Below are 23,051 nucleotides of genomic sequence, written 5' to 3'. Positions count from 1 at the left end.
CGGCTTTCCAACACCCTCAATGCAAAAAGGGGAAGGCGCGGGCCTTCCCCTTTTGTGTCTCAATCGATGGCTGGCGCCAAATTCGCCTCAGTGTGCGGTGCCGCCCTGCTGGGTCAGAACGTCCAGCACCTGCTGGAGGTCGGACAGCTGGGTCTGGGCCTTGGTCTTGGCCTCGTCGGAGCGGGCGTCCGCCAGGTCTTCCTGGGCGTCCTTGATGAGCTGGCGCAGCTGGTCCAGGTGGATTTCCTCCACCGGCGTGGCGCGCTCGGCGAGCACGGTCAGGCCCGCGCCGTTCACCTCGGCAAAGCCGCCGCGCACGAACATGCGCTTGGGGGCGCCCTGGCCGTGAATGGTCAGGATGCCCGGCCGGAGCGTGGCGATGAAGGGCGCGTGGCCCGCGCCGACGCCGAAATCACCCTCGGAGCCGGGGACATCGACGCTGTCCACCTGGCCGGAAAAGATCAGCCGCTCGGGCGAAACGAGCTCAAACGTGAAGTTGGCCATGTCTGCCTCTCAATCCGCCGTCACATTGCCGGCCCGGACGCCGATCTCACATGGATCGATCCGCCCTGGGCTGCGGCAGCGGCCGCGCGGCAAGCGCGGCCGTCCTTGTCCTAGAACCGGAACCCCCGTTCGGGGTTCCCGGATCGATCAGGCCGCCTCTGCGGCCATCTTCTTGCCCTTCTCGATGGCTTCCTCGATGGAACCCACCATGTAGAAGGCCTGCTCGGGCAGGTGGTCGTACTTGCCTTCCACCAGGCCCTTGAAGCCCTTGATGGTGTCGGCAAGGTCGACGAGCTTGCCGGGCGAGCCGGTGAAGACTTCCGCCACGTGGAAGGGCTGGCTGAGGAAGCGCTCGATCTTGCGGGCGCGGGCCACCACCAGCTTGTCCTCTTCGGAGAGCTCGTCCATGCCCAGGATCGCGATGATGTCCTGGAGCGCCTTGTAGCGCTGCAGGGTCTGCTGGACCTGGCGGGCCACCGTGTAGTGCTCCTCGCCCAGGATCATGGGCGAGAGGATGCGCGAGGTGCTGTCCAGGGGATCCACCGCCGGGTAGATGCCCTTCTCCGCGATGGAGCGCGAGAGCACGGTGGTGGCGTCCAGATGGGCGAAGGAGGCAGCGGGCGCCGGGTCGGTGAGGTCGTCCGCCGGCACGTAGATGGCCTGCACCGAGGTGATGGAGCCCTTGGTGGTGGTGGTGATGCGCTCTTGGAGCGCGCCCATGTCGGTGGCGAGCGTCGGCTGATAGCCCACCGCGGAGGGGATGCGGCCCAGCAGAGCGGACACTTCCGAACCGGCCTGGGTGAAGCGGAAGATGTTGTCCACGAAGAACAGCACGTCCTGGCCCTGGTCGCGGAAGTGCTCGGCGACGGTGAGGCCGGTGAGCGCCACGCGGGCACGGGCACCCGGAGGCTCGTTCATCTGGCCATAGACCAGGGCGCACTTGGAACCGGCGGACGAGCCATTGTGCTCGTGCGGGTCCACGTTCACCTTGGACTCGATCATCTCGTGATAGAGGTCGTTGCCCTCACGGGTGCGCTCACCCACGCCGGCGAACACGGAATAGCCGCCGTGCGCCTTCGCGATGTTGTTGATGAGCTCCATGATCAGCACGGTCTTGCCGACGCCCGCGCCGCCGAACAGGCCGATCTTGCCGCCCTTGGAATAGGGGGCCAGCAGGTCCACCACCTTGATGCCGGTGACGAGGATCTCGGCTTCGGTGGACTGCTCCGCATAGGAGGGAGCGGGCTGGTGAATGGCGCGGACGGCTTCGCCGACCACCGGGCCCAGCTCGTCCACCGGCTCGCCGATGACGTTCATGATGCGGCCGAGCGTGGCCTCGCCCACCGGCACCAGGATGGGGGCGCCGGTGTCGGTCACCGCCTGGCCGCGCACCAGACCCTCGGTGGAGTCCATGGCGATGGCGCGGACGGTGTTCTCGCCCAGATGCTGGGCCACCTCGAGCACCAGGCGGTTGCCCTGGTTGGTGGTCTCGATCGCGTTGAGGATTTCCGGCAGGTGATCGTCGAACTGCACGTCGACGACGGCGCCGATGACCTGGGTGATGCGTCCGGTGGGGTTCGCCATTTTCGTCGTCCTTTATCCGTCCCGCTGCCGTCAGAGCGCTTCGGCGCCGGAGATGATTTCGATGAGTTCCTTCGTGATCATGGCCTGACGGGTCCGGTTGTAGACCAGCGTCTGCTTCTTGATCATGTCGCCCGCATTGCGCGTCGCATTGTCCATGGCGCTCATCTGGGCGCCGTAGAAGGAGGCCTGATTCTCAAGCAAAGCGCGGAAGACCTGGACCGCAATGTTGCGGGGCAGGAGGTCCGCCAGGATCTCGCTTTCCTCGGGCTCATAATCATAGATCACCGCCTCGCCGGCCTTCGCCTCGAAGGTGGCGGGAATGATCTGCTGGGCCGTGGGGATCTGGGCGATCACCGACTTGAAGTTGGAATAGAACAGGGTGCAGACGTCGAAGCTGCCCTGCTCGAACAGGGAAATCACCTTGTGGGCGATGTCCTGGGCGTTGATGAAGCTCAGGGTCCGCACCGAACGCAGGTCCACCAGCTCGACGATCTGGTTGGGGAACTGCCGGCGGATCTGGTCATAGCCCTTGCGGCCGACGCAGAAGAACTTCACGTCCTTGCCTTGCGCCATCAGCGACTGCGCCCGCTCGCGCGCCAGGCGCACGATGGAGGTGTTGAAGGCACCGCACAGGCCGCGCTCGCCGGTGCAGACCAGCAGCAGGTGCCGCTGGTCAGAACCGGTGCCCGAGAGCAGCAGCGGGGTATCCGCACTGGTGGTCATGCCCCCGGCCAGGTTGCCGAGGACCGCATCCATACGCTCCGCGAACGGGCGGGCGGCTTCCGCCGCCATCTGGGCGCGACGCAGCTTCGCCGCGGCGACCATCTGCATCGCCTTGGTGATCTTCTGCGTCGCCTTCACCGAGGCGATGCGGTTTCGTAGGTCTTTCAGGCTCGCCATCGCACCCGTCCCTTTGCGTCACTTTCCATCGGAAGCCGAAGAGCGTCCGTCAGGGCTCAGGCGAAGCTCTTGGCGAAGGCGTCGAGGGCCTTCACCAGCTTCTCCTGGGTGTCCTTGGAGAGCTCCTTGGAGGTGCGGATGGTGTCGAGGATTTCGGGGTGCTGGGAGCGCAGGGCCAGCAGGAGACCCTGCTCGAACTCGCGCACCTTGCTCACCGGCAGGGCGTCCAGGTAGCCGTTGGTGCCGGCGAAGATCACCACCACCTGCTCCTCGACCTTCAGCGGGGAGAACTGGCCCTGCTTGAGAAGCTCGGTGAGGCGGGCGCCGCGGTTCAGCAGCTTCTGGGTGGCGGCGTCGAGGTCGGAGCCGAACTGGGCGAAGGCCGCCAGCTCGCGATACTGGGCGAGCTCGCCCTTGATCTTGCCCGCCACCTGCTTCATCGCCTTGATCTGGGCCGAGGAGCCCACGCGCGACACAGACAGGCCGACGTTCACCGCCGGGCGGATGCCCTGGTAGAACAGGTCCGACTCCAGGAAGATCTGGCCGTCGGTGATGGAGATGACGTTGGTCGGGATATAGGCCGACACGTCGTTCGCCTGGGTCTCGATGACCGGCAGGGCGGTCAGGGAGCCGGCGCCGTTCTCGTCATTGAGCTTGGCGGCGCGCTCGAGCAGGCGGGAGTGGAGGTAGAACACGTCGCCCGGATAGGCCTCGCGGCCCGGAGGACGGCGCAGCAGCAGCGACATCTGGCGATAGGCGACCGCCTGCTTGGACAGGTCGTCATGGATGATGAGCGCGTGCATGCCGTTGTCGCGGAAATACTCGCCCATGGCGGTGCCGGCGAACGGCGCCAGGAACTGCATGGGGGCCGCGTCGGAGGCGGTGGCGGCGACCACGATGGAATATTCCAGCGCGCCCTGCTCTTCCAGCACCTTCACGAACTGGGCGACGGTGGAGCGCTTCTGGCCCACCGCGACGTACACGCAATAGAGCTTGGCCTTCTCGTCCGTGCCCTGGTTGATGGGCTTCTGGTTGAGAATGGCGTCGAGCGCCACGGCGGTCTTGCCGGTCTGGCGGTCGCCGATGATGAGCTCGCGCTGGCCGCGGCCGATCGGGATCAGGGCGTCGATCGCCTTGAGGCCGGTCTGCATGGGCTCGTGCACGGACTTGCGGGGAATGATGCCGGGGGCCTTCACGTCGACGCGGCGGCGCGTCTCGAACATGATCGGGCCCTTGCCGTCGATGGGATTGCCGAGCGCGTCCACGACGCGGCCCAGCAGACCCTTGCCGACCGGAACGTCCACGATGGCGCCGGTGCGCTTGACGGTCTGGCCTTCCTTGATCTCACGGTCGGAGCCGAAGATCACGATGCCGACATTGTCGATTTCGAGGTTCAGCGCCATGCCGCGCGTGCCATTCTCGAACTCGACCATCTCGCCGGCCTGGACATTGTCGAGGCCATAGACGCGAGCGATACCGTCGCCGACGGACAGAACCTGGCCGACCTCCGAGACTTCCGCCTCCTGGCCGAAATTCTGGATCTGCTCTTTCAGGATGGCAGAAATTTCAGCGGCTCGAATGTCCATCAGCGGACCTCTTTCATCGCATGCCGGATAGAATTGAGTTTGGTCTTGAGCGAAGCATCGACCATGCGTGAGCCGAGCTTCACGATCAGACCACCGAGGATGGACGGATCGACGGTGACGTCGAGACTCACGTCCTTGCCGGTCTTTTCAGCCAGCGCTGCCTTCAGCGCGGCAATATGGGTGTCGCTCAGGGGCTCGGCGGCGGTGACCTGCGCAGTCACTTCGCCCCGGCGGGCGGCGACCAGCGCGCCATAGGCCGAGACCATGGCGGGAAGCGCGAACAGCCGACGATTCTGCGCCGCGAGCTTCACGAAATTTCCGGCGAGACCGCCGACGCCCAGCTTCTCCAGCACCGCGACCACAGCCTTGAGCTGCTCATCGGCCGTGAAGACGGGGCTGCGAACCAGCCGCGCGAAATCCGGGCTGTCCTGGATGAGTGCTCCCAGGGTGTCGAGATCCGCCTTCACGGCGTCGATGGATCCGGCCTCATCAGCCAGCTCGAACAGTGCGGTCGCATAGCGCCCCGCCATGCCTGACACGATCGTCTCCGCCACCCGCGCCTCTCTCGGATCTTGTGGCCCGACAGCGCCCAGCACGCTGTCCAATGCCCAAACCCTTGATCTGTTGGGAATATCGATGTGCGCCCTCGGAAACACGTCAGAGCCGGTTCCCGATTTGCGGGGGTTGCCTAACACAGGCTTTGCGACGCGGCAACATGACCGATCTCCCACATTCGTGCCGCATTGCCGCACCGGCCGCCGCAAAGGCGCTTTTTTCGCTGACGCAGGGGCATAAATCGAAGCCCCGCGGCCCATGTGCCGCTGCGTCAGATCCGCCGCTTTCCCTGTGTACGCGCCGTTTCTGGCGCCGATAGCTCAAGGCTTTGGGCGTGCGGCGCGCAAAACTGCGATTCGCACCCGATGGCGTTGCCTGTGCATTGATCTGAATCGCGGACACGCCCGCAAAAATAAAAATGCCCGCAGGGTTTCCCCGGCGGGCATGGGAGCCGAACAGGCGCGGCGCCGATCAGTTGGCGACGCTGGCCTTGGTCGGGTTGGGCGGGAAGGCCGCGTTCTTGATGGTGCCCTCCAAGAGGTCCACTGCCATCTTGAGCTGGGTGTCGTCCTTGGGATCCGGCGGCACGTAGGAGGGCGAACCCGCCTGCTCGTCCTCGCCATTCTTCAGGTGGCCCTTCAGCGAAGCCTCGCCGCGGGTGGTGTCGCCACCAGCGGCCGTGATCTTGGCCTTCTGCTCGTCCGGCAGGTCCTGCACCAGCACGATGTCCGGCTCGATGCCCTTGGCCTGGATGGAGCGGCCCGATGGCGTGTAATAGCGCGCGGTGGTCAGGCGCAGGGCACCATTGCCGCCGAGCGGGATGATGGTCTGCACCGAGCCCTTGCCGAAGGAGCGCGAGCCCAGGATCGTCGCCCGCTTGTGGTCCTGCAGCGCACCGGCCACGATCTCGGAGGCCGAGGCGGAGCCGCCATTGGTCAGCACGATGATCGGCTTGCCCTTGGTCAGATCGCCGTTGCGGGCGTTGAAGCGCTGCGTCTCGTCCGCGTTGCGGCCGCGGGTGGAGACGATCTCGCCCCGGTCGAGGAAGGCGTCGGAGACCGCGATGGCCTGGTCGAGCAGTCCACCGGGATTGTTGCGCAGGTCGAGGATGTAGCCCTTGATCTTGTCGGGGCCGATCTGCGCGGTGAGATCTTCGACGGCCTTCTTCAGGTTGTCGTAGGTCTGTTCGTTGAACGAGGTGACACGCACATAGCCGATATCGCCATTTTCGACGCGCGAGCGCACCGACTTGATGCGGATGGTGTCGCGAACCACCTTGATCTCGATCGGCTTGTCCTGGCCCTTGCGCACGATGGTGAGCGTGATCGGCGTATTGACCGCGCCGCGCATCTTCTCCACCGCCTGGTTCAGGGTCATGCCCTGCACCTGCTCGCCGTCGAGCTTGGTGATGATATCGCCGGCCTGCACGCCCGCCTTGGAGGCCGGGGTATCGTCGATGGGCGAGATGACCTTCACAAGGCCGTCTTCCATGGTGACCTCGATGCCGAGGCCGCCAAACTCGCCGCGGGTCTGCACCTGCATGTCGCGGAAGCTCTTCGCGTCCATGTAGGAGGAATGGGGGTCGAGGCCGGCGAGCATGCCGTTGATGGCCGCTTCCACCAGCTTGGCGTCGTCCGGCTTCTCCACATAGTCGGAGCGGACCTTCTCGAACACGTCACCGAAGAGATTCAACTGGCGGTAGGTGTCGGACGATGCCGCCTGCGCCGCCATGCTGGACAGCATGCCCGGCTGGGTGGCGAGAACCGCCCCCAAGGCGCCGGCCGCGACGCCGACAACAAAGAAAGACGTACGACGCATCATCCGCGCACCTTCTGACTGTCCGTTGCCGCCCACCATGGGGCGGGGTCGATCGAGACTCCGTCTTTTCGGAACTCGACATACAATTGCGGCTGTCCCGAGGCTGAACCGGCAGATCGTGATCCGCCGCCCATCACCGCGACCGGCTCCCCCGTCAGGACGAACTGGCCGAGATCGACCGAAATCCGTTCCATCCCCGCCATCAAGATATGGTACCCGCCGCCGGCATTGATGATCAAGAGTTGCCCATAGCTGCGGAAGGGTCCTGCATAGACCACCCAGCCATCCACCGGGGATGCCACCTGGGCGCCCGCGCGGGTGGCGATGGTGAGCCCCTTCTCGGTGACCCCCACCGCATCGGTGGCACCGAATTCCCGCACCCGCACCCCCGCGACCGGTAGCGGCAGCAAGCCTTTAGCCTGCGCGAACGGCATGGCGGGGGACAGTCGTCCGGGGTTGGACAGGGCCGCCAGTTCGGTGGTTCCGGGCGCGCCCTCGGCGACAGACGCTCCCGTGCCCGCCTTGGCCGCATCGGCCGCGCGGCTCGCCGGAGCCACCTCGGTTTCGAGCCGGGTCACGAGATCGTGCACGTCCGGAGTGTTCCGGGCCACCAGCTCCGCCTGCGCCCGGTCGCCCGGCTGGGCCACCTGCGCTTCCGCCTCCCGCTTCTGGCGCTCTTCCACCAGGGCGCCGATGCGCACCCGGTCCTCTTCCAGGGCCGTGCGCAGGCCCTTCAAGGCATCCTGCGCCGATACCATTTCGGCGCGCACACGGGACAGTTCGCTCAAGTCGGCAGCCAGCGTCTCCGCTTCCACCCGCAATTCGGGCAGGAGCGCGCCCAAAAGGATGGCGGAGCGCACGGAATCGAGCGCATCGTCCGGACGCATGAGCAAGGCGGGCGGCGGATTGCGGCCCATGCGCACCAAGGCCGCCAGCACCTCGGCCAGGAGGTCGCGGCGCTGCAGCAATGACTGCCGCAGATCCGCGGCGGACCGGTCGAGGGTGGCGAGGCGCGGCTCCAGGTCGATCAATTGCTGCTCGACGGTGCGGATGCGGGTGGTCGCATCCAACAGAAGCCGGTTGAGCTTGCCGCGATCCGTGCGGGCGGCCTCAAGGTCCTGGCGCAGCGTGGTCTGGAAGGCGGCGTTGCGGGCAATCTCCGCTCGGATGGCCTCCGTATCGAGGTCCAACTCCCCGAGATTCGCCCGCCCTCCGGGGCGCGGCTTCGGCAAGGGGGAGGGGGGTGCCGGCTGCGGCGGGGACGCGGTGGCGGGGGGGCTGGGCTTCTGCGCGGTCTGCGCCTCCAGCACGGCCGGCAACAGCCCGGCGCCCGCGAGGACGAGGCCCCCGAGGGTCAGGATGCGAGCGTGCCGGCGCGGACGTGCGGTCATGAACGCAGCCTTAACCGGGCCGGGTTTAGGAGACGTAAACCATGACCGGCCAAATGCCGGCAAAGCGCCAGGGGCGCGATAAGGAAGGAGAGGGGCAGCATGGACGAGACCGCCATTCTCATCACCGGCGCTTCCAAGGGCATCGGCCTTGCCACCGCCCAGCGTCTGGCTGGCGAGGGGCGGATCGTGGTCGGTCTAGCCCGGGGCGTCGAGGATGTGGCCTTTCCCGGCACACTCATCGCCTGCGACCTCTCCGACGTCGTCGCCACCACCGCCGCACTGGAGGAGGTGGCGAGCCATTTCACTGTGTCGGGCATCGTCAACAATGTGGGCGCCGTCATGCCCCAGCCTTTCGGCGCGGTGGATCTTGCCACCTTCCAGGCTGTGATCGACCTGAACCTGCGCTCGGCGGTGCAGGTCACGCAGTTCTTTGTCGAGGGCCTTAAAGCGCGCCGCCATGGCCGCATCGTCAATGTGGTAAGCCGGGCCATGCATGGCAGCATCGACCGCACCGCCTATTCCGCCGCCAAGGCGGCGCTCATGGGGTGCACCGGCACCTGGGCGCTGGAACTGGCGCCCTTCGGCATCACCTGCAACGCGGTGGCCCCTGGCCCCATCGGAACGGAATTGTTTCGCAGCGCCCGCCCGCCGGGCAGCGAATCGGAAGCGCGGGCGCTGCGGGCCGTGCCCATGGGGCGCGTGGGCGAGCCGGCAGAAGTGGCCGCCGCCATCGCCTTCCTGCTCTCGGAGGATGCGAGCTTCATCACCGGGCAGGTGATCGGAGTCGATGGCGGCGCCAGCCTGCCGGGGCGGTGAGTGGCCCGCTCAAGCTCGATGATAGGGATGGCCTGAGAGGATGGTGGTGGCGCGATAGAGCTGTTCCGCCAGCATCACCCGCACCAATTGGTGGGGAAAGGTGGCGGCGCCGAAGGCGAGAAGCAGGTCGGCCTTCTCACGCACGGCAGGGCTCAAACCATCCGCTCCGCCGATGACGAAGGCCATGGCCGGGGCGCCGGCATCGCGCACGGTGGCGATACGGGCGGAAAAGTCTTCACTGGTCAGAGGCTTGCCGCGCGGGTCCAGTGCCACGATGCGGGCGCCCGGAGCAAGGGCAGCGAGGATAGCCCCGCCTTCCTCGGACATGCGGTCTTCGGCACGGCGGGCGGCGGATTCGGAGAGTTCGGCCACCTCGAAGCCGGCAAGCCCCAGCGCGCGGCCGGAGGCTTTCGCCCGATCCAGATAGCGGCCAACCAATTCCCGCTCGGCGCCTGCCTTCAGGCGGCCGACACAGACAAGCTGCAGGCGCACCGCACCTCCTCCGCGCGGCGCGGCCGTCGAACGCTCAGGCGCGCGCGGTGCCGGACCACATCTTCTCAATATTGTAGAAGCTGCGGACTTCCGGCTGGAAGACGTGGATGATCACGTCGCCCGCGTCGATCAGCACCCAATCGCAAGCCGGCTGACCCTCGACGCGCACATTGCGCACGCCCTTGGCCTTGAGGCCCTCGATCAGGTGATCGGCGACAGCGCCCACATGCCGCTGCGAGCGGCCGGACGCGATCACCATATAATCGGCGATGGATGTCTTGCCCCGCAGGTCGATGGAGACGATGTCTTCCGACTTGTCGTCATCGAGGCTGGCAGTGACGAAGGCGAGAATCTCCTCCGCATCAAGCTGCGCTTCGGAGACTGAAGCGGGCGCCGGGGTGGGGGCGGCCGCCAGAAGAGCCGTCGTGGACAGGGGTCCAGATCCTCTCGATCAAATCAACGGCCCCCTGGGAACCGACGAAGCCGATCCCTGGAGCCGCACCGCTAACAATGCCTTAAAATCCAGCAAACATCAAGGATTTCGCGCTCCCTCCCCCGCCCCTCTTCCTTGCCCCGCTTCTTGTGCGGCGCGAATGCGGGTGGAGGAGACGGGCGATTTCATGCCGTGCAGGAACACCCAGGCCGGCGCGGACAAGGTCGGCAGGATGGCCGCGTCGCTCTCATCGATGCGATATTTGGCCAGCGCGCGCCCGGCAATGGAAGCGGTGGCGGCAAGCGAGGAGCCCATGCGGTCCACCACCGCCAGGGGCACGAGATCGGCCAGTTCCCGCCAGCTCTGCCACTTGTGGAAGGTGGCGAGATTGTCCGCCCCCATAATCCATACGAAGCGCAGGCGCGGCATGCGCCGCTTCAGCCGCTCGACGGTCTCGCAGCTATAGCGGGTGCCGAGCATGGCCTCGCCACCGGTCACGTCGATGAGCGGATGGCGCGCCACCTTGCGCGCCGCCGCCACGCGATGGGCGAGGGAAGGCAGGCGATGATTGTCCTTCAAGGGGTTGCCCGGTGTCACCAGCCACCAGATGCGGTCCAGCCCCAGCCGCCTCAGAGCCAGGAGGCTGGCGGCGCGGTGCGCCTCATGGGCCGGATTGAAGGAGCCGCCGAACAGGCCCACCCGAAGGCCGGGCACGGCCATGGGCAGGCGCTCGGCCTCCGCCTGCGTCACGCGCACGGGCCGATGCTCCGGCATCACGGGCGGGTCTGGCCGGCGCCGTGCACGCGATACTTGAAGGTGGTGAGCTGCTCAGCGCCCACCGGGCCGCGCGCATGCATGCGGCCGGTGGCGATGCCGATCTCGGCACCGAACCCGAACTCGCCGCCATCGGCGAACTGGGTGGAGGCGTTGTGTACCACGATGGCCGAGTCCACTTCCGACAGGAACTTGGCCGCCGCCGCCGCGTCCGCCGTGATGATGGAATCGGTGTGGTGGGAGCCGTGACCCTCGATATGGGCAATCGCTGCGTCGATGCCATCAACCACCTTGGCGGAGATGATGGCATCCTCATATTCCGTGTCCCAATCCGCCTCCACCGCCGGCTTCACCCGGTGGTCGACGGCCTGGGTCGCCGCGTCGCCGCGCACCTCGCAGCCCGCGTCCAGGAGCGTCTTCACCAGCGGCGCCAGATGGGTGGAGGCGCAGGCCGCATCCACCAGCAGCGTCTCCGCCGCGCCGCAAATGCCAGTGCGCCGCATCTTGGCGTTGAGAAGCACGGTCTTGGCCATGTCGAGGTCGGCAGCCCCGTGCACATAGACATGAACGATGCCGTCCAGATGCGCGAAGACCGGCACGCGGGCCTCGCTCTGCACCCGCCCCACCAGGCCCTTGCCGCCGCGCGGCACGATCACGTCCAGATTGCCGCCGAGCCCCGCCAGCATGGCACCCACGGCGGCGCGGTCGGCGAAGGGGACGAACTGCACCGCATCCTCGTGCAATCCGGCTTCCCGCAGACCCTGCACGAAGGCGGCATGGATGGCGCCGGATGAATTCAAGCTGTCGGAGCCGCCGCGCAGGATCACCGCGTTGCCGGCGCGCAGGCACAGGGCCGCAGCGTCCGCAGTCACGTTGGGCCGACTTTCATAGATGACGCCGATGACGCCGAGCGGCGTGCGCACACGCTCAATCTTCAGGCCGTTCGGCCGCGTCCAGCTCTCGGTGACAGCGCCCACCGGATCGGGCAGCGCCGAGACCATGTCCACGCCGGCGGCGATGGCCTCCACCCGCGCCGGGGTGAGCGCGAGGCGATCCTGGAAAGCAGCGCTCATCCCATCGGCCTTGGCGCGCTCCAGGTCCCGGGCATTGGCCTGCAGGATGGCGGGCGCGGCGGCGCGGATGGCGGCGGCAGCGGCCTTCAGGGCCGCCGTCTTCCGGTTCGCAGCGGCAACGGAGAGGATGCGGCCGGCGGCCCGCGCCTTGCGGCCGAGGTCGAGCATATAGGCGTTCACATCCGCCGGCGGCTTGGCGGAACCCTCGAGGGAGGGGACCATCGCACGGGCAGCGGACGAGACGGACATGGCTTTGCTCACGAATTCCTTGTGGCCCACCTGACCCGGCGGGAGGCAACACATAGCACCGGCTTCCCTGCCGTGACAGAGGCCGGGCGCCCGGCGGCCTGCACGTCTTGTAATGGCAGGCGACGAAGCTGCGTATGACACGCATACCATGCCGGTCCGCCACGCCGTGGCGGAGGAGACTTCACCATGTCGCGCGCCGCTTTTGCCTTAGCGTTCCTGCTCCTCGCCGCCCGGCCGCCCGCTCAGGCGGGCGAGGCAAGCGCGCCCCTGCCCGGCTCTGTGGTCGCCGAGGGGACGGGACGCATCGCGCAGGCCTGGCTCACCGATCCCACGGGCCGCTATGACCATTTCGTGCTGGGCGCGGATTTCGAGGCCGCCCGCCTGGTGGTGCGCACGCGTGAGGGGCATGTGGTGAGCCTCGTCCTGCCGGAAAACGAGGTGTTCGAGGATCGCGTCCCCCGCCTCGCCGATCTCGATGGCGACGGGCAGGACGAGATCGTCCTGGTGCGCAGCCATCGCCGCACCGGCACCGATCTGGTGGTGATCGCCCTTGTGGGGGAGACGTTGCAGATCGTGGCACACGGCCCCTCCACCGGCGCGCCGCACCGCTGGCTGAACCCGGTTCCCATCGCCGACTATGACGGCGACGGGCGGCTGGACGTGGCCTATGTGCAGCAGCCCCATGTGGTGGGCCTGCTGCGCGTCTTCACGCTGGACCAGGGAAAGCTGAAGGAGATCGCCAGCTTTCCAGGCGTCTCCAACCACGTGGCCGGCTTGAACGCGCAGGGGCTTTCGGCGGCGGCTGACTTCGACGGCGATGGCATCACCGACCTCGCCGTCCCCTCGCTCGACCGGCGACGCCTTCTCTTCATCTCGTTCCGCGGCACGCCCCACCTGATCGGCCAGGCGCCGCTGCCGCGCCCCGCGGCCTCGAACTTCGCGCTGACGCGGGCGGATGGGCGCCCCGTGGTGGATGTGGGCCTCTCCGGCGGCAACGTGCTCCGCGTGCCCGCACCGCCGGAAAGGGCAAAGTGAGCCGGCTATTTTCCGCTGACAACCATGTCGTCGCGGTGGATCATCTCGGCCCGGCCGACGATGCCGAGCAGGGCCTCAATCTCGTCGGTGCCGCGCCCCATGATGCGGTCCGCATGATCGCTGTCATAGGCCACCAGCCCGCGGCCGATCTCCGCCCCGTCGGGACCCCGCAGCAGCACGGCGTCGCCGCGCTCGAAGGTCCCCTCGATGCGCTTGACGCCCGCCGGCAGAAGGCTCGCCCCCCGCCGCAAGGCCGCCACCGCGCCTTCGTCCAGATGCAGCACGCCGCGCGGCTCCAGCGCGCCGGCGATCCAGGCCTTGCGGGCGCGGGCGGGGGTGGCGCCGGTGAGGAACCAGGTGCAGCGCGCACCCTCGGATATGGCGCGCAGCGGGTTTTTCCGGTGGCCGGAGGCGATCACCATATGGGTGCCGGCGGAGGTGGCGATCTTGCCGGCCTCGATCTTGGTGCGCATGCCGCCGCGCGACAGCTCCGAGCCCGCCGCCCCCGCCATGGCCTCGATCTCGGCGGTGATACGGGGCACCACGGGCAGGAATTGGGCATCGGGATTATGGGCCGGCGGGGCGGTGTAGAGGCCGTCAATGTCGGAGAGCAGCACCAGGAGATCGGCGCTCGCCATGGTGGCGACGCGGGCCGCGAGGCGATCATTGTCGCCATAGCGGATCTCGGAGGTGGCCACCGTGTCATTCTCATTGATGACCGGCACTGCCCGGTGCTCCATCAGCCGCGCCAAAGTGGAGCGGGCGTTCAAATAGCGGCGGCGCTCCTCAGTATCGCCCAGGGTCAGCAGGATCTGGCCGGCGGTGATGTCCTCATGGGCCAACGCCTCGGCCCAGGTGCGGGCGAGCGCGATCTGGCCAACGGCGGCGGCAGCCTGGCTGTCCTCCAGCTTCAGCACGCCGCGCGGCAGGCCGAGAACCGTACGCCCCAGCGCGATGGCGCCGGAGGAGACCACCATCACCTCCTTGCCCTTGGCATGGAGCGCGCCGATGTCCTCCACCAGCGAGGAGAGCCAGGCCAGGCGCACCTTGCCACGGGTGGAATCCACCAGGAGGGCCGACCCCACCTTGATGACGATGCGGCGGAAATCGGTGAGGGCGGGCGTCTTGACGGTCACGGTCGGAGCTTCACGGCAGGAACAGGGGCCGTCTCGATACTCCAAGCGGGCCGTCAGGAACAGGGGAGGATGCGCAGGCCGTAGGCGGGGCCGCCGTCATCGCGCATCCCATCCGGCCACATAACGCGTCAGAGCGCGGGGCGAATGTCGGTGTGGACGAAGTCCTGGCCCTTGAACAGCAAAGGCACATCACGCGCCTGCGCTACCGCGTAGGAGAGGCAATCGCCGAAGTTGAGGCCAGCCTTGTGCCCTCTGCCTTTGCCGAACCGATCAAAGGCCGTCGCCGCGAGGCGGTAGTGATCAAGGGAAAAGTCCACGGTGTGAATAACGGATTGCCCGATCAGCCCCTCAAGGAAGGTGTCAGGTGCAGCGATGCGGGAAGAGAGCACAAGCCGTGTCTCCAGCAGTGTGGGAGCGCCAACCAAAGCCCCGCGAACTGCAATGACGCGAATGAAGGCATCGCGCTCCTCCTCCGCCAAGGCAATAGCCACGATGGCGGATGTGTCCAGGGCGATCAAATGGGCAAGCCGTTTTCGTCATACATGTCGCGGTGGTCGGATGTGGCGCCCGGACGCGCTTGGCGGGCCGCCTCTTCGGACAACCGAAGAAGTGCCTCGAAGTGTGCCATCTGATCGGATGTCATCTGGCCCGCAGAAGGCTGGTCGGCGCGTTCCAGTCGACGCAGAGCCTGCACCACCACTTCCGTGGTCGTGAGACCATGTCGCTTGGCCAAGCGCTTGGCCGTCTCCACGGCCTCGTCGCTTCGGATATTGAGCTGTCGCGCCATCTGCTAGCTACCTTTGAAAAGATGCTAGCACACGTGCCTCACGGCCGCCATTCCGCCTTCGGGCGGGCGGCGGCCTCTTCCTCGGCGCGGGCGGTCTCCACCGTGGAGAGAAGGGCGCGCAGGGCCGCCTCCACGCCGGCGCCGGACTGGGCGGAGAGCAAAAGCGGCTTCTTCTTCGCCGCGCGCTGGAGGCGCTCCTTCTGCTGCTTCAGCAGCTCGGGGGAGAGCGCGTCGATCTTGGAGAGGGCCACGATCTCCGGCTTGTCCTCCAGCCCCGCCCCATAGGCGAGCAACTCGGCGCGCACGGTCTTGTAGGCCTTGCCCGCATGCTCGCTGGTGCCATCCACCAGATGGAGCAGCGCCCGGCAACGCTCAATATGGGCCAGGAACCGGTCGCCGATGCCGACGCCCTCATGGGCGCCCTCGATGAGGCCGGGAATGTCGGCCAGCACGAATTCGCGCCCGTCCACCCGCACCACGCCAAGGCCGGGATGCAAAGTGGTGAAGGGATAATCGGCGATCTTGGGCTTGGCTGCCGTGGTTGCGGCGAGGAACGTGCTCTTGCCGGCATTGGGCAGGCCGACGAGGCCGGCATCGGCGATCAGCTTCAGCCGCAGCCAGATCCAGCGCTCCTGGCCTTCCAGGCCCGGATTGGCCCGGCGGGGGGCCTGGTTGGTGGAGGTCTTGAAATAGGCGTTGCCGAAGCCGCCATTGCCGCCTTCCAGCAGCTTGATCCTCTGGCCCACCTCGGTGAGGTCGGCGAGGACCGTCTCCTCGTCTTCGTCCAGGATCTGGGTGCCGGCCGGCACTTTCAGCACCACATCGGCGCCCTTGGCGCCGGTGCGGTTGGCACCCATGCCGTGCTCGCCCTTCTTGGCCTTGAAGTGCTGCTGGTAGCGATAGTCGATGAGCGTGTTGAGCCCGTCGACGCATTCGATCCATACGTCGCCGCCGCGTCCGCCGTCCCCGCCATTGGGGCCGCCGAACTCGATGAACTTTTCGCGCCGGAACGAGACGCACCCTGCGCCCCCATCTCCGGACCGGACATAGACCTTGGCTTGATCGAGGAATTTCATGGCCTGGAGGTAGACGCGCGCGGCCCGCGACGCAAGGGTGTCCTGCGCATGGCCGCCCTTCCGCTTGCCAAGGACAGACGGCCCGTTTGCAACAGTGGACCGGGCATCCCGCCCCTTTGACCTTTTCCCGCCGCCGGATCAAAAGAGGAACATGAGCGCCCGCACCGTCGATGTCCTGCTCCCGCTCGGCCTCGACGTTCCCTATTCCTATGCCGTCCCCGACGGGCTCGACCTGAAGCCCGGCGATCTCGTCCATGTGCCGCTGGGATCACGCGGCATGATCGGCTGCGTCTGGCCACGCAAGGGTGAGAGCCAGGGTGTGGCCTCGGCCAAGCTGAAGGCGGTGAAGGCCAAGCTCGCCTATGAGCCGCTGCCGCCCGACCTCATCCGCCTCATTGACTGGATGGCGGACTATACCCTTGCCCCCCGCGGCATGGTGCTGCGCATGGCGCTGCGCCATGGGGAGAGCCCGGGCGAAGCGCGCGAGCGCGTGGGCGTGCGGCCCACCGGTAAGGACCCCATCCGCCGCTCGGCGGCGCGGGAGAAGCTGCTGGCGGTGCTGGCTGATGGCTTCGTGCGCGGCAAGAGCGAGGCGGCGCGGGAGGCGGGCGTCTCGCCCTCTGTGGTGGACGGGCTCGTGGACGAGGGCGTGCTGGAATCCCTCGTTTTGCCGCCCGAGCCCGCCGCCTATCCCCCCGATCCCGATCATGCCGCCCCCACCCTCTCGCCCGAGCAGGCGGGTGTGGCTCAGATCCTGACGGCGGCCGTGGACGCGCGCGCCTTCGCGCCCCATCTCCTGGACGGCGTCACCGGCTCCGGCAAGACGGAGGTCTATTTCGAGGCGGTGGCGGAAGCGGTGCGGCAAGGTCGGCAATGCCTCATCCTGCTGCCGGAAATCGCCCTCACCCAGGCCTTTCTCGACCGCTTCACCCGCCGCTTCGGCGTGAAGCCGGCGGAATGGCATTCGGGCGTCTCCACCCGCCGCCGCGCGCGCCTGCTCTCGGCGGTGGCGCGCGGCGAGGCGCAGGTGGTGGCGGGCGCGCGCTCGGCTTTGTTCCTGCCCTTCAAGGACCTCGCCCTCATCATCGTCGATGAGGAGCACGACCCCGCCTACAAGCAGGATGACGGCGTCGCCTACCATGCCCGCGACATGGCGGTGGTGCGGGCGCGGCTCGCCGGGGCGCCCATCGTGCTGACCTCCGCGACCCCCTCCATCGAGACCGAGGTGAATGCACGGCGCGGGCGCTATCGCCGCCTGCCTCTGCCGGAGCGCTTCGGCGGCGCCAAGGTGCCGGGCCTTGCGCCGATTGATCTCAGGCGCGAAGGCCCGCCGCGCGGCCGCTGGATCGCCCCGCGCCTGGAAAGCGAGATCAACCAGACCCTGGAGGATGGCGGGCAGGCACTGCTGTTCCTCAACCGGCGCGGCTATGCCCCGCTCACCTTGTGCCGCAGCTGCGGGCATCGCATGCGCTGCCCCTCCTGCTCGGCCTGGCTGGTGGAGCACCGCTTCCGCCGCCGCCTCACCTGCCATCATTGCGGCTATCAAGCCCCGGTGCCGGACACTTGCCCCAGCTGCCAGGCCAAGGACAGCCTCATCCCCTGCGGCCCCGGCGTGGAGCGACTGCAAGAGGAGGTGGCGGCACTGTTCCCGGACGCGCGCTCTCTGGTGCTCTCCTCCGACCTCACCGGCGGCATCGAGCGCATGCGGGCGGAGCTGGATGCGGTGGCCAATGGCGAGGTGGATGTGATCGTCGGCACCCAATTGGTGGCCAAGGGGCACAATTTCCCCGGCCTTGCCCTGGTGGGGGTGGTGGATGCGGATGTGGGCCTCGGCCATGGCGACCCCCGCGCGGCCGAGCGCACCTTCCAACTGGTGCATCAGGTGGCGGGGCGGGCGGGGCGCGGCGCGGCGGAGGGACGCGGCTTCATCCAGACCCATATGCCCGAGCATCCGGTCATGCAGGCGCTGGTGAAGGGCGACCGCGCGGCCTTCTATGAAAACGAGATCGCGGCGCGGGAAGAGGCCCAGTTGCCCCCCTTCGGACGGCTCGCCAGCCTCATTATCTCGGCGAGCGAGGCCCAGGCGGCGGAAGCCCATGCCCGGGCGCTGCTGGCCAGTGCCCCGCGCGACCGGGACGTGCGCGTCCTGGGGCCCGCAGAAGCGCCCCTGGCGATCCTGCGCGGGCGCCACCGCTGGCGGCTGCTGGCCCGCTCGCCGCGCGGCTATGACCTCTCGGCCTATCTTCGCGCCTGGCGGGCGGCGGCGCCCAAGCCCACCGGCAATGTGAAGGTGACCATCGACGTGGACCCGATGACCTTCTTGTAAGGGGCGCCCCTTAGCTCTCCTGTCCCCAGCGCCGCACGGTGAGGCGGGTCAGGGTGGCGAAGATGACGGTTTCCACCACGAGGCCGATGAGGATCACCGCCAGCAGGCCGGCAAAGACATTGGCGGTGTCCAGTTGTGCCCGGTTGGTGAAGATGAACCAGCCGAGGCCCCCGGAGCGCGCGCTGGCGCCAAACACCATCTCGGCCGCAATGAGCGTGCGCCAGGCAAACGCCCAGCCCAGCCTCAGGCCGGACAGGATGGAAGGCAGCGCCGCCGGCACCAGCAAGGTGAAGACATAAGACGGCCCGGCAAGGCCCAGGTTTCGCGCGGCCATGCGCAAGGTCTGCGGCACCGCCCGGAAGCCCGCATGGCACGACAGGGCCAGCGGCCACAGCACCGCATGGACGGTCACGAAGATGAGGCTCGACGAGCCGACGCCGAACCACAGCAAGGCGATGGGCAGAAGGGCGATGGCCGGGAGCGGGTTGAACATGGAAGTGAGGAGGGTCAGCAGGCTCTCGCCCCATTTGCTCAAGGCGGCGAGCCCGGTGATGAGGGCCGCCAGCACGATGCCGATGCCATAGCCCGACAAGAGCACCGACAGGGACGCCACGGTCCGCCCGGGCAATTCGCCGTTCAGCGTCGCCGTCACCAGGGCCTGGAGGGTCTCGATGAAGCTGGGCAGCAGCAGGGAATTGTTGAGAGAGCGGGCATAGGCCTCCCAGAGGGCGGCCAGCACCACCAGGAGAATGGCCTGCCGCGCGCCGGGGCCGAGGGCCAGGGGTGCCCGCCCGGCTGGGGCAGCGGCTTCAAGCGTGCGCGAGTGCATGGTCGGCCTTCCCTTCGCGCGGGACATTGCCGGCGAAGATGCGAGACTGGATTTCCGCTTCGAGGGCAGCAAACTGGGCGGTGCCGCGACGCCCCGCCTCCCCCGCCACATCATATTCAGCGGCGATGCGGCCGGGATGGGGGGAGAGCACGAGGATGCGCGTGCCCACATGCACCGCTTCCTCGATGGCATGGGTGACGAACAGGGCGGTCGCGCCGGTTTCCTCGCACAGCGCCAGCAATTCATCCTGCATGCGCCGGCGGGACAGGGCATCAAGGGCGGCGAAGGGCTCGTCCATCAGCAGGATGGCCGGCTGCACGGCAAAGGCACGGGCGATGGCCTCCCGCTGCTTCATGCCGCCCGACAAGGTATGGGGAAAGGCATCGGCAAACGGCCCGAGCCCCACGCGCCTGACCCAGTCGAGGGCCACCCTCCGGGCCTCATCCTTGCCCATGCGCCGGGCCTTGCGGAGCGCGAACACCACATTGCCGGCCACCGTCAGCCACGGCATGAGCTGGTCGAACTCCTGGAACACCACCATGCGGTCCGGGCCGGGGCCACGCACGGGCGCGCCATTGAGGCGGATGCTGCCGGCCTCCGGCTTCAGGAAGCCGCCCACCGCCCGCAACAGGCTCGACTTGCCGCAGCCCGAGGGGCCCAGCAGCGCCAGCCGCTCGCCCCGGCCGATGGAGAAGGAGACATCCTCCACCGCCGTGACGAGCCCGGCTTGGGTGCGGTAGCGCAAGGTGACGCTGGACACGGCGAGCGGCACCGCGCTGGACGCGCCGACCCCTAAGGGACTGTGCACCGCCTCAGCTCCCGCTCTTGGCGTGGAGGCCCGGCTGGAACAGGTCCTTCCAGCTCGGCTTCTGCTTGATGAGGCCGACGCGGTACTCGAAGTCCACGAAAGCCTCGACCCGCTCCGGCGTGGTGGTGAAATTGATCTGCGGATCGCGGATGATGCTCTCCACGAAAGCCGGGTCCAGCTTGGAATTCTCGGCCGCGATGTAGAGCTTGGCCGCCTCCGCCGGATTGGCCTTGATCCAGGCATTGGCTTCATCGAGGGCCTCGACGAAGGCCCTTATGACCTTGGGATTGTCGGTCACGAACTTCTTGGTGGCATAGACCACGTTGAAGGTGTGCGGCCCGCCTAGCACGTCATAGCTGTTGAGCACCTCGTGCACCTTCCCGCTCGCCAGCTGTTGCTCATAGAAGGGCGGCGCGGTGAAGTGGGCGGTGATGCCCCCGGTCCCGGACAGAAGCGCGGCGGTGGCATCGGGATGGGGCAGGCTGACGGTGAGGTCGTCCAGCTTGTCGTATTTGCCGAACGCCTTCTCGGCGGCGATCTGCAACACGATGGGCTGGAAGCCCACCTTTACCGATGGCAGCGCGATCCGGTCGGAGGCGGTGAAGTCCTTGATGGTCTTCACATTGGGATTGTTGGTGGTGAGCACGTTGGGCATGGAGCCGAGCGAGGCCACCAGCGAGATGTCCACCTTCCCGCGCGTCTTGTCCCAGGTGAGGATGGCCGGCGCGATGCCGGCGGTGGCGAGATCGAGACCGCCGGAAATCAGCGAATCGTTCATGGCCGCCGCGCCGGAGAGCCGCAGCCATTCCACCTTCAGGTCAGGAACGCCGTCCGCCAGCGCCCGCGCCTCGATGAGCTTTTTCTCCTTGGCGACGATGAGCGGCAGATAGGCGATGCCGAACTGCTGGGCGATCCGCAACTGGCCGGTCTCGGCACGGGCCGGTGTCGGAGCTCCGAGGGCGGCGGGCGGTAGGAGGAGGGCGAGGGCAAGAAGGACGGCTTTGCGCATGAACAGGCTCCGCGGCAGGTTGCGGAGATAATTTCCATAAAATCGATAGAGTCAATTTATTTTGTGCTTTTAGATAATTAACGATATAATTTTGTTGTTTCAGATGCACCGCCCCATGTTCATAAGCTCGGTTTGCCCCTATCCTGCGGGCCTCAATGCGTGAGGGGATTTGCCGGTGCGCAGCTTGGTTCGGATCGCCGTCGTGATTGCGCTCGGCCTCAGCGCCGCCTCCTGCGACAAGTGCGGCAACTGGTTCAAATACACCCCGCCCAAGACCTGCGGCGGCCCGGTCGCGCAATAGTCGACCCTCGCCGCCCCCCAGACGGGTGTGCGGCCGTTGCAATTGAAGGAATCGAAGGCTATAAGCGCGCCTTCGCCGAGGCATGCGCCCCCCTGGAGGCGTGCCACGGGCGAAAGCCGGACGGCCGCGAGAGCGGCCGTCGGCCGTTAGAGAACCCTTTAACCTAGGACAAGTGCCATGACCGCCATCAAGGAACTGAAGGCTGTGGCGCGCCCGCGGGCCGGCAAGGGGGCCGCCCGTGCCGAGCGCCGCGCTGGACGCGTGCCCGCCGTGATTTACGGCGAGAAGCAGGACCCCATCACCATCTCCCTGGAGCACAAGGAGATCACCCGGACGATCTATGCCGGCCACTTCCTGACCACGCTCTTCCTCATCGACGTGGACGGAAAGAAGCTGCGCGTGATCCCGCGTGACTACCAGCTCGACCCGGTGAAGGACCTTCCGCTGCACGTGGACTTCCTGCGGGTTTCCGCTGGCGCTCATGTGACCGTCGAAGTGCCCGTGCACTTCGTGAACCAGGAAGCCTCTCCTGGCCTGAAGGCCGGCGGCGTGCTCAACATCGTGCACCATGCCGTGACCCTGGACGCCCCGGCGGAAGCCATCCCCGAGGCCATCAATGTGGACGTCACCGGCCTTGAGATCGGCGACAGCATCCACCTGTCCGGCGTGAAGCTGCCCGAGGGCGTGGTCTCCGCGCTGCACGGCGACGACACCCTCGCCACCATCGTGGCGCCCGCTGCCCTCGAGGCCGAGGAAGCCGCTGCCGCCGCGACCGCGTGAGCGGAACCGGGCCGGAGTTGACGCATGCTCCTCCTCGTGGGGCTCGGCAATCCCGGCCCAAAATATGCCGGCAACCGGCATAATATCGGCTTCATGGCGGTGGACGCGATTGTCCGCCGCCATCGCTTCTCCGCCTGGCGCCGGCGCTTCCAGGGCGCGGCCTGCGAGGGTGAGATGGGCGGCGAGAAGGCCATTGCCCTCCTGCCCGAGACCTTCATGAACGAGAGCGGGCGCGCCGTGGCCGAGGCCATGCGCTTCTACAAGATCCCCCTCGACAAGGTCATTGTCTTCCATGACGAGCTGGACCTGCCCCCCGCCAAGGTGCGGGTGAAGAAGGGCGGCGGCAATGCCGGCCATAACGGCCTGAAATCCATCACGGCGCTCTGCGGCAACGAGTATTGGCGCGTGCGGCTCGGCATCGGCCATCCCGGCGACAAGGCGCTGGTGCATGCCTATGTGCTGAACGACTTCGGCAAGGCCGAGCGGCCGTGGGTGGAGGCGGTGTGCACCGCCAGCGCCGATTTTGCCGACCAGTTCGCCGCCGGCAAGCCCGAGGAATTCCAGAACCGTGCCCACCTTTACCTCGAAGCCCAGGGCTTCGGCGGGCAGACGGTGCTGGGCGCGAAGGACTGAGTGCGGCGCCGCGCCTCGCGCGCCCACATGCTTTTTCCCCATCCCCCTGTCCCGTCGCTGCTTGCGATGTGATAGGGAGCCCCCAACCCGCCGCCGCATCGCTTCCGGTCCCCCATCGGAGCCGCGCGCCGGCCTCCTGTCCTTGAGAGATTGCAG

24 protein-coding genes are annotated in these 23,051 nt (G+C 67.5%); 6 read left to right on the top strand and 18 right to left on the bottom strand.

Features of this window, described 5'->3' with window-relative positions:
* Window positions 1-87 precede the first annotated feature (87 nt).
* The 7 genes from J5J86_RS14425 to J5J86_RS14395 form a co-directional block, all read right to left on the bottom strand.
* The gene (locus tag J5J86_RS14425; RefSeq protein ID WP_209099139.1) at window positions 88-504 is read right to left on the bottom strand and encodes a F0F1 ATP synthase subunit epsilon; all 417 of its coding nucleotides are present in this window, start codon (window positions 502-504) and stop codon (window positions 88-90) included.
* Window positions 505-651: 147 nt separating this feature from the next.
* The gene (atpD, locus tag J5J86_RS14420) at window positions 652-2,088 is read right to left on the bottom strand and encodes a F0F1 ATP synthase subunit beta (RefSeq protein ID WP_209099137.1); all 1,437 of its coding nucleotides are present in this window, start codon (window positions 2,086-2,088) and stop codon (window positions 652-654) included.
* A 30-nt stretch (window positions 2,089-2,118) separates the two neighbouring features.
* The gene (locus tag J5J86_RS14415; protein ID WP_209099135.1) at window positions 2,119-2,988 is read right to left on the bottom strand and encodes a F0F1 ATP synthase subunit gamma; all 870 of its coding nucleotides are present in this window, start codon (window positions 2,986-2,988) and stop codon (window positions 2,119-2,121) included.
* Window positions 2,989-3,044: 56 nt separating this feature from the next.
* Entirely contained in the window at window positions 3,045-4,574 is a 1,530-nt protein-coding gene (atpA, locus tag J5J86_RS14410) for a F0F1 ATP synthase subunit alpha (protein ID WP_209099133.1), read from the bottom strand.
* Window positions 4,574-5,104, bottom strand: a complete 531-nt coding sequence (locus tag J5J86_RS14405) for a F0F1 ATP synthase subunit delta (protein ID WP_247658549.1) — start codon at window positions 5,102-5,104, stop codon at window positions 4,574-4,576. Before J5J86_RS14405 ends, atpA begins: the two co-directional genes overlap by 1 nt.
* A 496-nt stretch (window positions 5,105-5,600) precedes the next feature.
* Window positions 5,601-6,950: a S41 family peptidase gene (locus J5J86_RS14400; RefSeq protein ID WP_209099129.1), complete on the bottom strand. Its 1,350-nt coding sequence runs from the start codon at window positions 6,948-6,950 to the stop codon at window positions 5,601-5,603.
* The gene (locus J5J86_RS14395) at window positions 6,947-8,338 is read right to left on the bottom strand and encodes a murein hydrolase activator EnvC family protein (RefSeq protein ID WP_209099127.1); all 1,392 of its coding nucleotides are present in this window, start codon (window positions 8,336-8,338) and stop codon (window positions 6,947-6,949) included. Before J5J86_RS14395 ends, J5J86_RS14400 begins: the two co-directional genes overlap by 4 nt.
* Before the next feature lie 99 nt (window positions 8,339-8,437).
* Here J5J86_RS14395 and J5J86_RS14390 point away from each other — a divergent pair, with 99 nt between their 5' ends.
* Window positions 8,438-9,154, top strand: coding sequence for an SDR family oxidoreductase (locus J5J86_RS14390; RefSeq protein ID WP_209099125.1), 717 nt, complete (start codon window positions 8,438-8,440; stop codon window positions 9,152-9,154).
* Between the two features lie 9 nt (window positions 9,155-9,163).
* Here the strand turns inward: J5J86_RS14390 and rlmH are convergent, their stop codons facing one another.
* From rlmH to J5J86_RS14370, 4 genes are all read right to left on the bottom strand, one after another.
* A complete protein-coding gene (rlmH, locus tag J5J86_RS14385; protein ID WP_209099123.1) occupies window positions 9,164-9,646 on the bottom strand; it encodes a 23S rRNA (pseudouridine(1915)-N(3))-methyltransferase RlmH in 483 nt (160 codons plus the stop codon).
* A gap of 34 nt (window positions 9,647-9,680) precedes the next feature.
* Window positions 9,681-10,061 carry a ribosome silencing factor gene (gene rsfS / locus J5J86_RS14380; RefSeq protein WP_247658547.1) on the bottom strand — a complete coding sequence of 127 codons (381 nt, stop codon included), beginning with the start codon at window positions 10,059-10,061 and terminating at the stop codon, window positions 9,681-9,683.
* A 117-nt stretch (window positions 10,062-10,178) separates the two neighbouring features.
* Window positions 10,179-10,799 (bottom strand): nicotinate-nucleotide adenylyltransferase, encoded by a 621-nt coding sequence (locus J5J86_RS14375; RefSeq protein ID WP_247658539.1) that lies wholly within the window; start codon window positions 10,797-10,799, stop codon window positions 10,179-10,181.
* Between the two features lie 53 nt (window positions 10,800-10,852).
* Window positions 10,853-12,148: a glutamate-5-semialdehyde dehydrogenase gene (locus J5J86_RS14370; RefSeq protein ID WP_247658536.1), complete on the bottom strand. Its 1,296-nt coding sequence runs from the start codon at window positions 12,146-12,148 to the stop codon at window positions 10,853-10,855.
* Between the two features lie 213 nt (window positions 12,149-12,361).
* Here J5J86_RS14370 and J5J86_RS14365 point away from each other — a divergent pair, with 213 nt between their 5' ends.
* Entirely contained in the window at window positions 12,362-13,210 is an 849-nt protein-coding gene (locus J5J86_RS14365) for an FG-GAP repeat domain-containing protein (RefSeq protein WP_209099117.1), read from the top strand.
* A gap of 5 nt (window positions 13,211-13,215) precedes the next feature.
* Here J5J86_RS14365 and proB read toward each other — a convergent pair whose 3' ends face one another.
* The 4 genes from proB to obgE form a co-directional block, all read right to left on the bottom strand.
* Window positions 13,216-14,346, bottom strand: coding sequence for a glutamate 5-kinase (proB, locus tag J5J86_RS14360; protein ID WP_209099115.1), 1,131 nt, complete (start codon window positions 14,344-14,346; stop codon window positions 13,216-13,218).
* 128 nt (window positions 14,347-14,474) lie between these two features.
* Window positions 14,475-14,864 (bottom strand): type II toxin-antitoxin system VapC family toxin, encoded by a 390-nt coding sequence (locus J5J86_RS14355; RefSeq protein WP_209099113.1) that lies wholly within the window; start codon window positions 14,862-14,864, stop codon window positions 14,475-14,477.
* Window positions 14,861-15,133, bottom strand: coding sequence for a type II toxin-antitoxin system VapB family antitoxin (locus tag J5J86_RS14350; protein WP_209099111.1), 273 nt, complete (start codon window positions 15,131-15,133; stop codon window positions 14,861-14,863). The genes J5J86_RS14355 and J5J86_RS14350 overlap by 4 nt, the downstream gene beginning before the upstream one ends.
* Before the next feature lie 38 nt (window positions 15,134-15,171).
* Entirely contained in the window at window positions 15,172-16,209 is a 1,038-nt protein-coding gene (obgE, locus tag J5J86_RS14345; protein WP_209099109.1) for a GTPase ObgE, read from the bottom strand.
* Between the two features lie 151 nt (window positions 16,210-16,360).
* Between obgE and J5J86_RS14340 the strand changes: the two genes are divergently transcribed.
* On the top strand, window positions 16,361-18,535 hold the full coding sequence (locus J5J86_RS14340; RefSeq protein WP_209099107.1) for a primosomal protein N': 2,175 nt from the start codon (window positions 16,361-16,363) through the stop codon (window positions 18,533-18,535).
* A 10-nt stretch (window positions 18,536-18,545) separates the two neighbouring features.
* Here J5J86_RS14340 and J5J86_RS14335 read toward each other — a convergent pair whose 3' ends face one another.
* From J5J86_RS14335 to J5J86_RS14325, 3 genes are read right to left on the bottom strand one after another with little or no spacing between them, the layout of a single operon-like run.
* Window positions 18,546-19,364, bottom strand: coding sequence for an ABC transporter permease (locus J5J86_RS14335; RefSeq protein WP_247657612.1), 819 nt, complete (start codon window positions 19,362-19,364; stop codon window positions 18,546-18,548).
* Entirely contained in the window at window positions 19,345-20,172 is an 828-nt protein-coding gene (locus J5J86_RS14330) for an ABC transporter ATP-binding protein (protein WP_247657610.1), read from the bottom strand. The genes J5J86_RS14335 and J5J86_RS14330 overlap by 20 nt, the downstream gene beginning before the upstream one ends.
* A gap of 4 nt (window positions 20,173-20,176) precedes the next feature.
* Entirely contained in the window at window positions 20,177-21,181 is a 1,005-nt protein-coding gene (locus J5J86_RS14325) for an ABC transporter substrate-binding protein (RefSeq protein WP_209099104.1), read from the bottom strand.
* Between the two features lie 175 nt (window positions 21,182-21,356).
* Here J5J86_RS14325 and J5J86_RS24560 point away from each other — a divergent pair, with 175 nt between their 5' ends.
* The 3 genes from J5J86_RS24560 (at window position 21,357) to pth (ending at window position 22,895) form a co-directional block, all read left to right on the top strand.
* The gene (locus J5J86_RS24560) at window positions 21,357-21,482 is read left to right on the top strand and encodes a hypothetical protein (protein WP_256437020.1); all 126 of its coding nucleotides are present in this window, start codon (window positions 21,357-21,359) and stop codon (window positions 21,480-21,482) included.
* Window positions 21,483-21,659: 177 nt separating this feature from the next.
* Entirely contained in the window at window positions 21,660-22,262 is a 603-nt protein-coding gene (locus tag J5J86_RS14320) for a 50S ribosomal protein L25/general stress protein Ctc (RefSeq protein ID WP_209099102.1), read from the top strand.
* Window positions 22,263-22,286: 24 nt separating this feature from the next.
* Complete coding sequence (gene pth / locus J5J86_RS14315) at window positions 22,287-22,895, top strand: aminoacyl-tRNA hydrolase (protein WP_209099100.1); 609 nt, start codon at window positions 22,287-22,289, stop codon at window positions 22,893-22,895.
* The last annotated feature ends 156 nt before the right edge of the window (window positions 22,896-23,051 follow it).

The organism is Aquabacter sp. L1I39 (assembly GCF_017742835.1).
GTDB lineage: Bacteria > Pseudomonadota > Alphaproteobacteria > Rhizobiales > Xanthobacteraceae > L1I39.
Note: the sequence above shows the minus strand (reverse complement) of the source record. Positions and strands in the feature narration are given on the sequence as shown.

Coding starts and splice junctions, on each gene's coding strand:
- atpD (WP_209099137.1), bottom strand. CDS start 2,088: ATGGCGAACCCCACCGGACGCATCACCCAGGTCATCGGCGCCGTCGTC.
- J5J86_RS14325 (WP_209099104.1), bottom strand. CDS start 21,181: ATGCGCAAAGCCGTCCTTCTTGCCCTCGCCCTCCTCCTACCGCCCGCC.
- J5J86_RS14375 (WP_247658539.1), bottom strand. CDS start 10,799: ATGGCCGTGCCCGGCCTTCGGGTGGGCCTGTTCGGCGGCTCCTTCAAT.
- J5J86_RS14320 (WP_209099102.1), top strand. CDS start 21,660: ATGACCGCCATCAAGGAACTGAAGGCTGTGGCGCGCCCGCGGGCCGGC.
- J5J86_RS14405 (WP_247658549.1), bottom strand. CDS start 5,104: ATGGCGGGGCGCTATGCGACCGCACTGTTCGAGCTGGCTGATGAGGCC.
- J5J86_RS14365 (WP_209099117.1), top strand. CDS start 12,362: ATGTCGCGCGCCGCTTTTGCCTTAGCGTTCCTGCTCCTCGCCGCCCGG.
- J5J86_RS14340 (WP_209099107.1), top strand. CDS start 16,361: ATGAGCGCCCGCACCGTCGATGTCCTGCTCCCGCTCGGCCTCGACGTT.
- J5J86_RS14395 (WP_209099127.1), bottom strand. CDS start 8,338: ATGACCGCACGTCCGCGCCGGCACGCTCGCATCCTGACCCTCGGGGGC.
- pth (WP_209099100.1), top strand. CDS start 22,287: ATGCTCCTCCTCGTGGGGCTCGGCAATCCCGGCCCAAAATATGCCGGC.
- atpA (WP_209099133.1), bottom strand. CDS start 4,574: ATGGACATTCGAGCCGCTGAAATTTCTGCCATCCTGAAAGAGCAGATC.
- J5J86_RS14425 (WP_209099139.1), bottom strand. CDS start 504: ATGGCCAACTTCACGTTTGAGCTCGTTTCGCCCGAGCGGCTGATCTTT.
- J5J86_RS14390 (WP_209099125.1), top strand. CDS start 8,438: ATGGACGAGACCGCCATTCTCATCACCGGCGCTTCCAAGGGCATCGGC.
- J5J86_RS14370 (WP_247658536.1), bottom strand. CDS start 12,148: ATGGTCCCCTCCCTCGAGGGTTCCGCCAAGCCGCCGGCGGATGTGAAC.
- J5J86_RS14350 (WP_209099111.1), bottom strand. CDS start 15,133: ATGGCGCGACAGCTCAATATCCGAAGCGACGAGGCCGTGGAGACGGCC.
- J5J86_RS14415 (WP_209099135.1), bottom strand. CDS start 2,988: ATGGCGAGCCTGAAAGACCTACGAAACCGCATCGCCTCGGTGAAGGCG.
- obgE (WP_209099109.1), bottom strand. CDS start 16,209: ATGAAATTCCTCGATCAAGCCAAGGTCTATGTCCGGTCCGGAGATGGG.
- J5J86_RS14400 (WP_209099129.1), bottom strand. CDS start 6,950: ATGATGCGTCGTACGTCTTTCTTTGTTGTCGGCGTCGCGGCCGGCGCC.
- J5J86_RS14335 (WP_247657612.1), bottom strand. CDS start 19,364: ATGCACTCGCGCACGCTTGAAGCCGCTGCCCCAGCCGGGCGGGCACCC.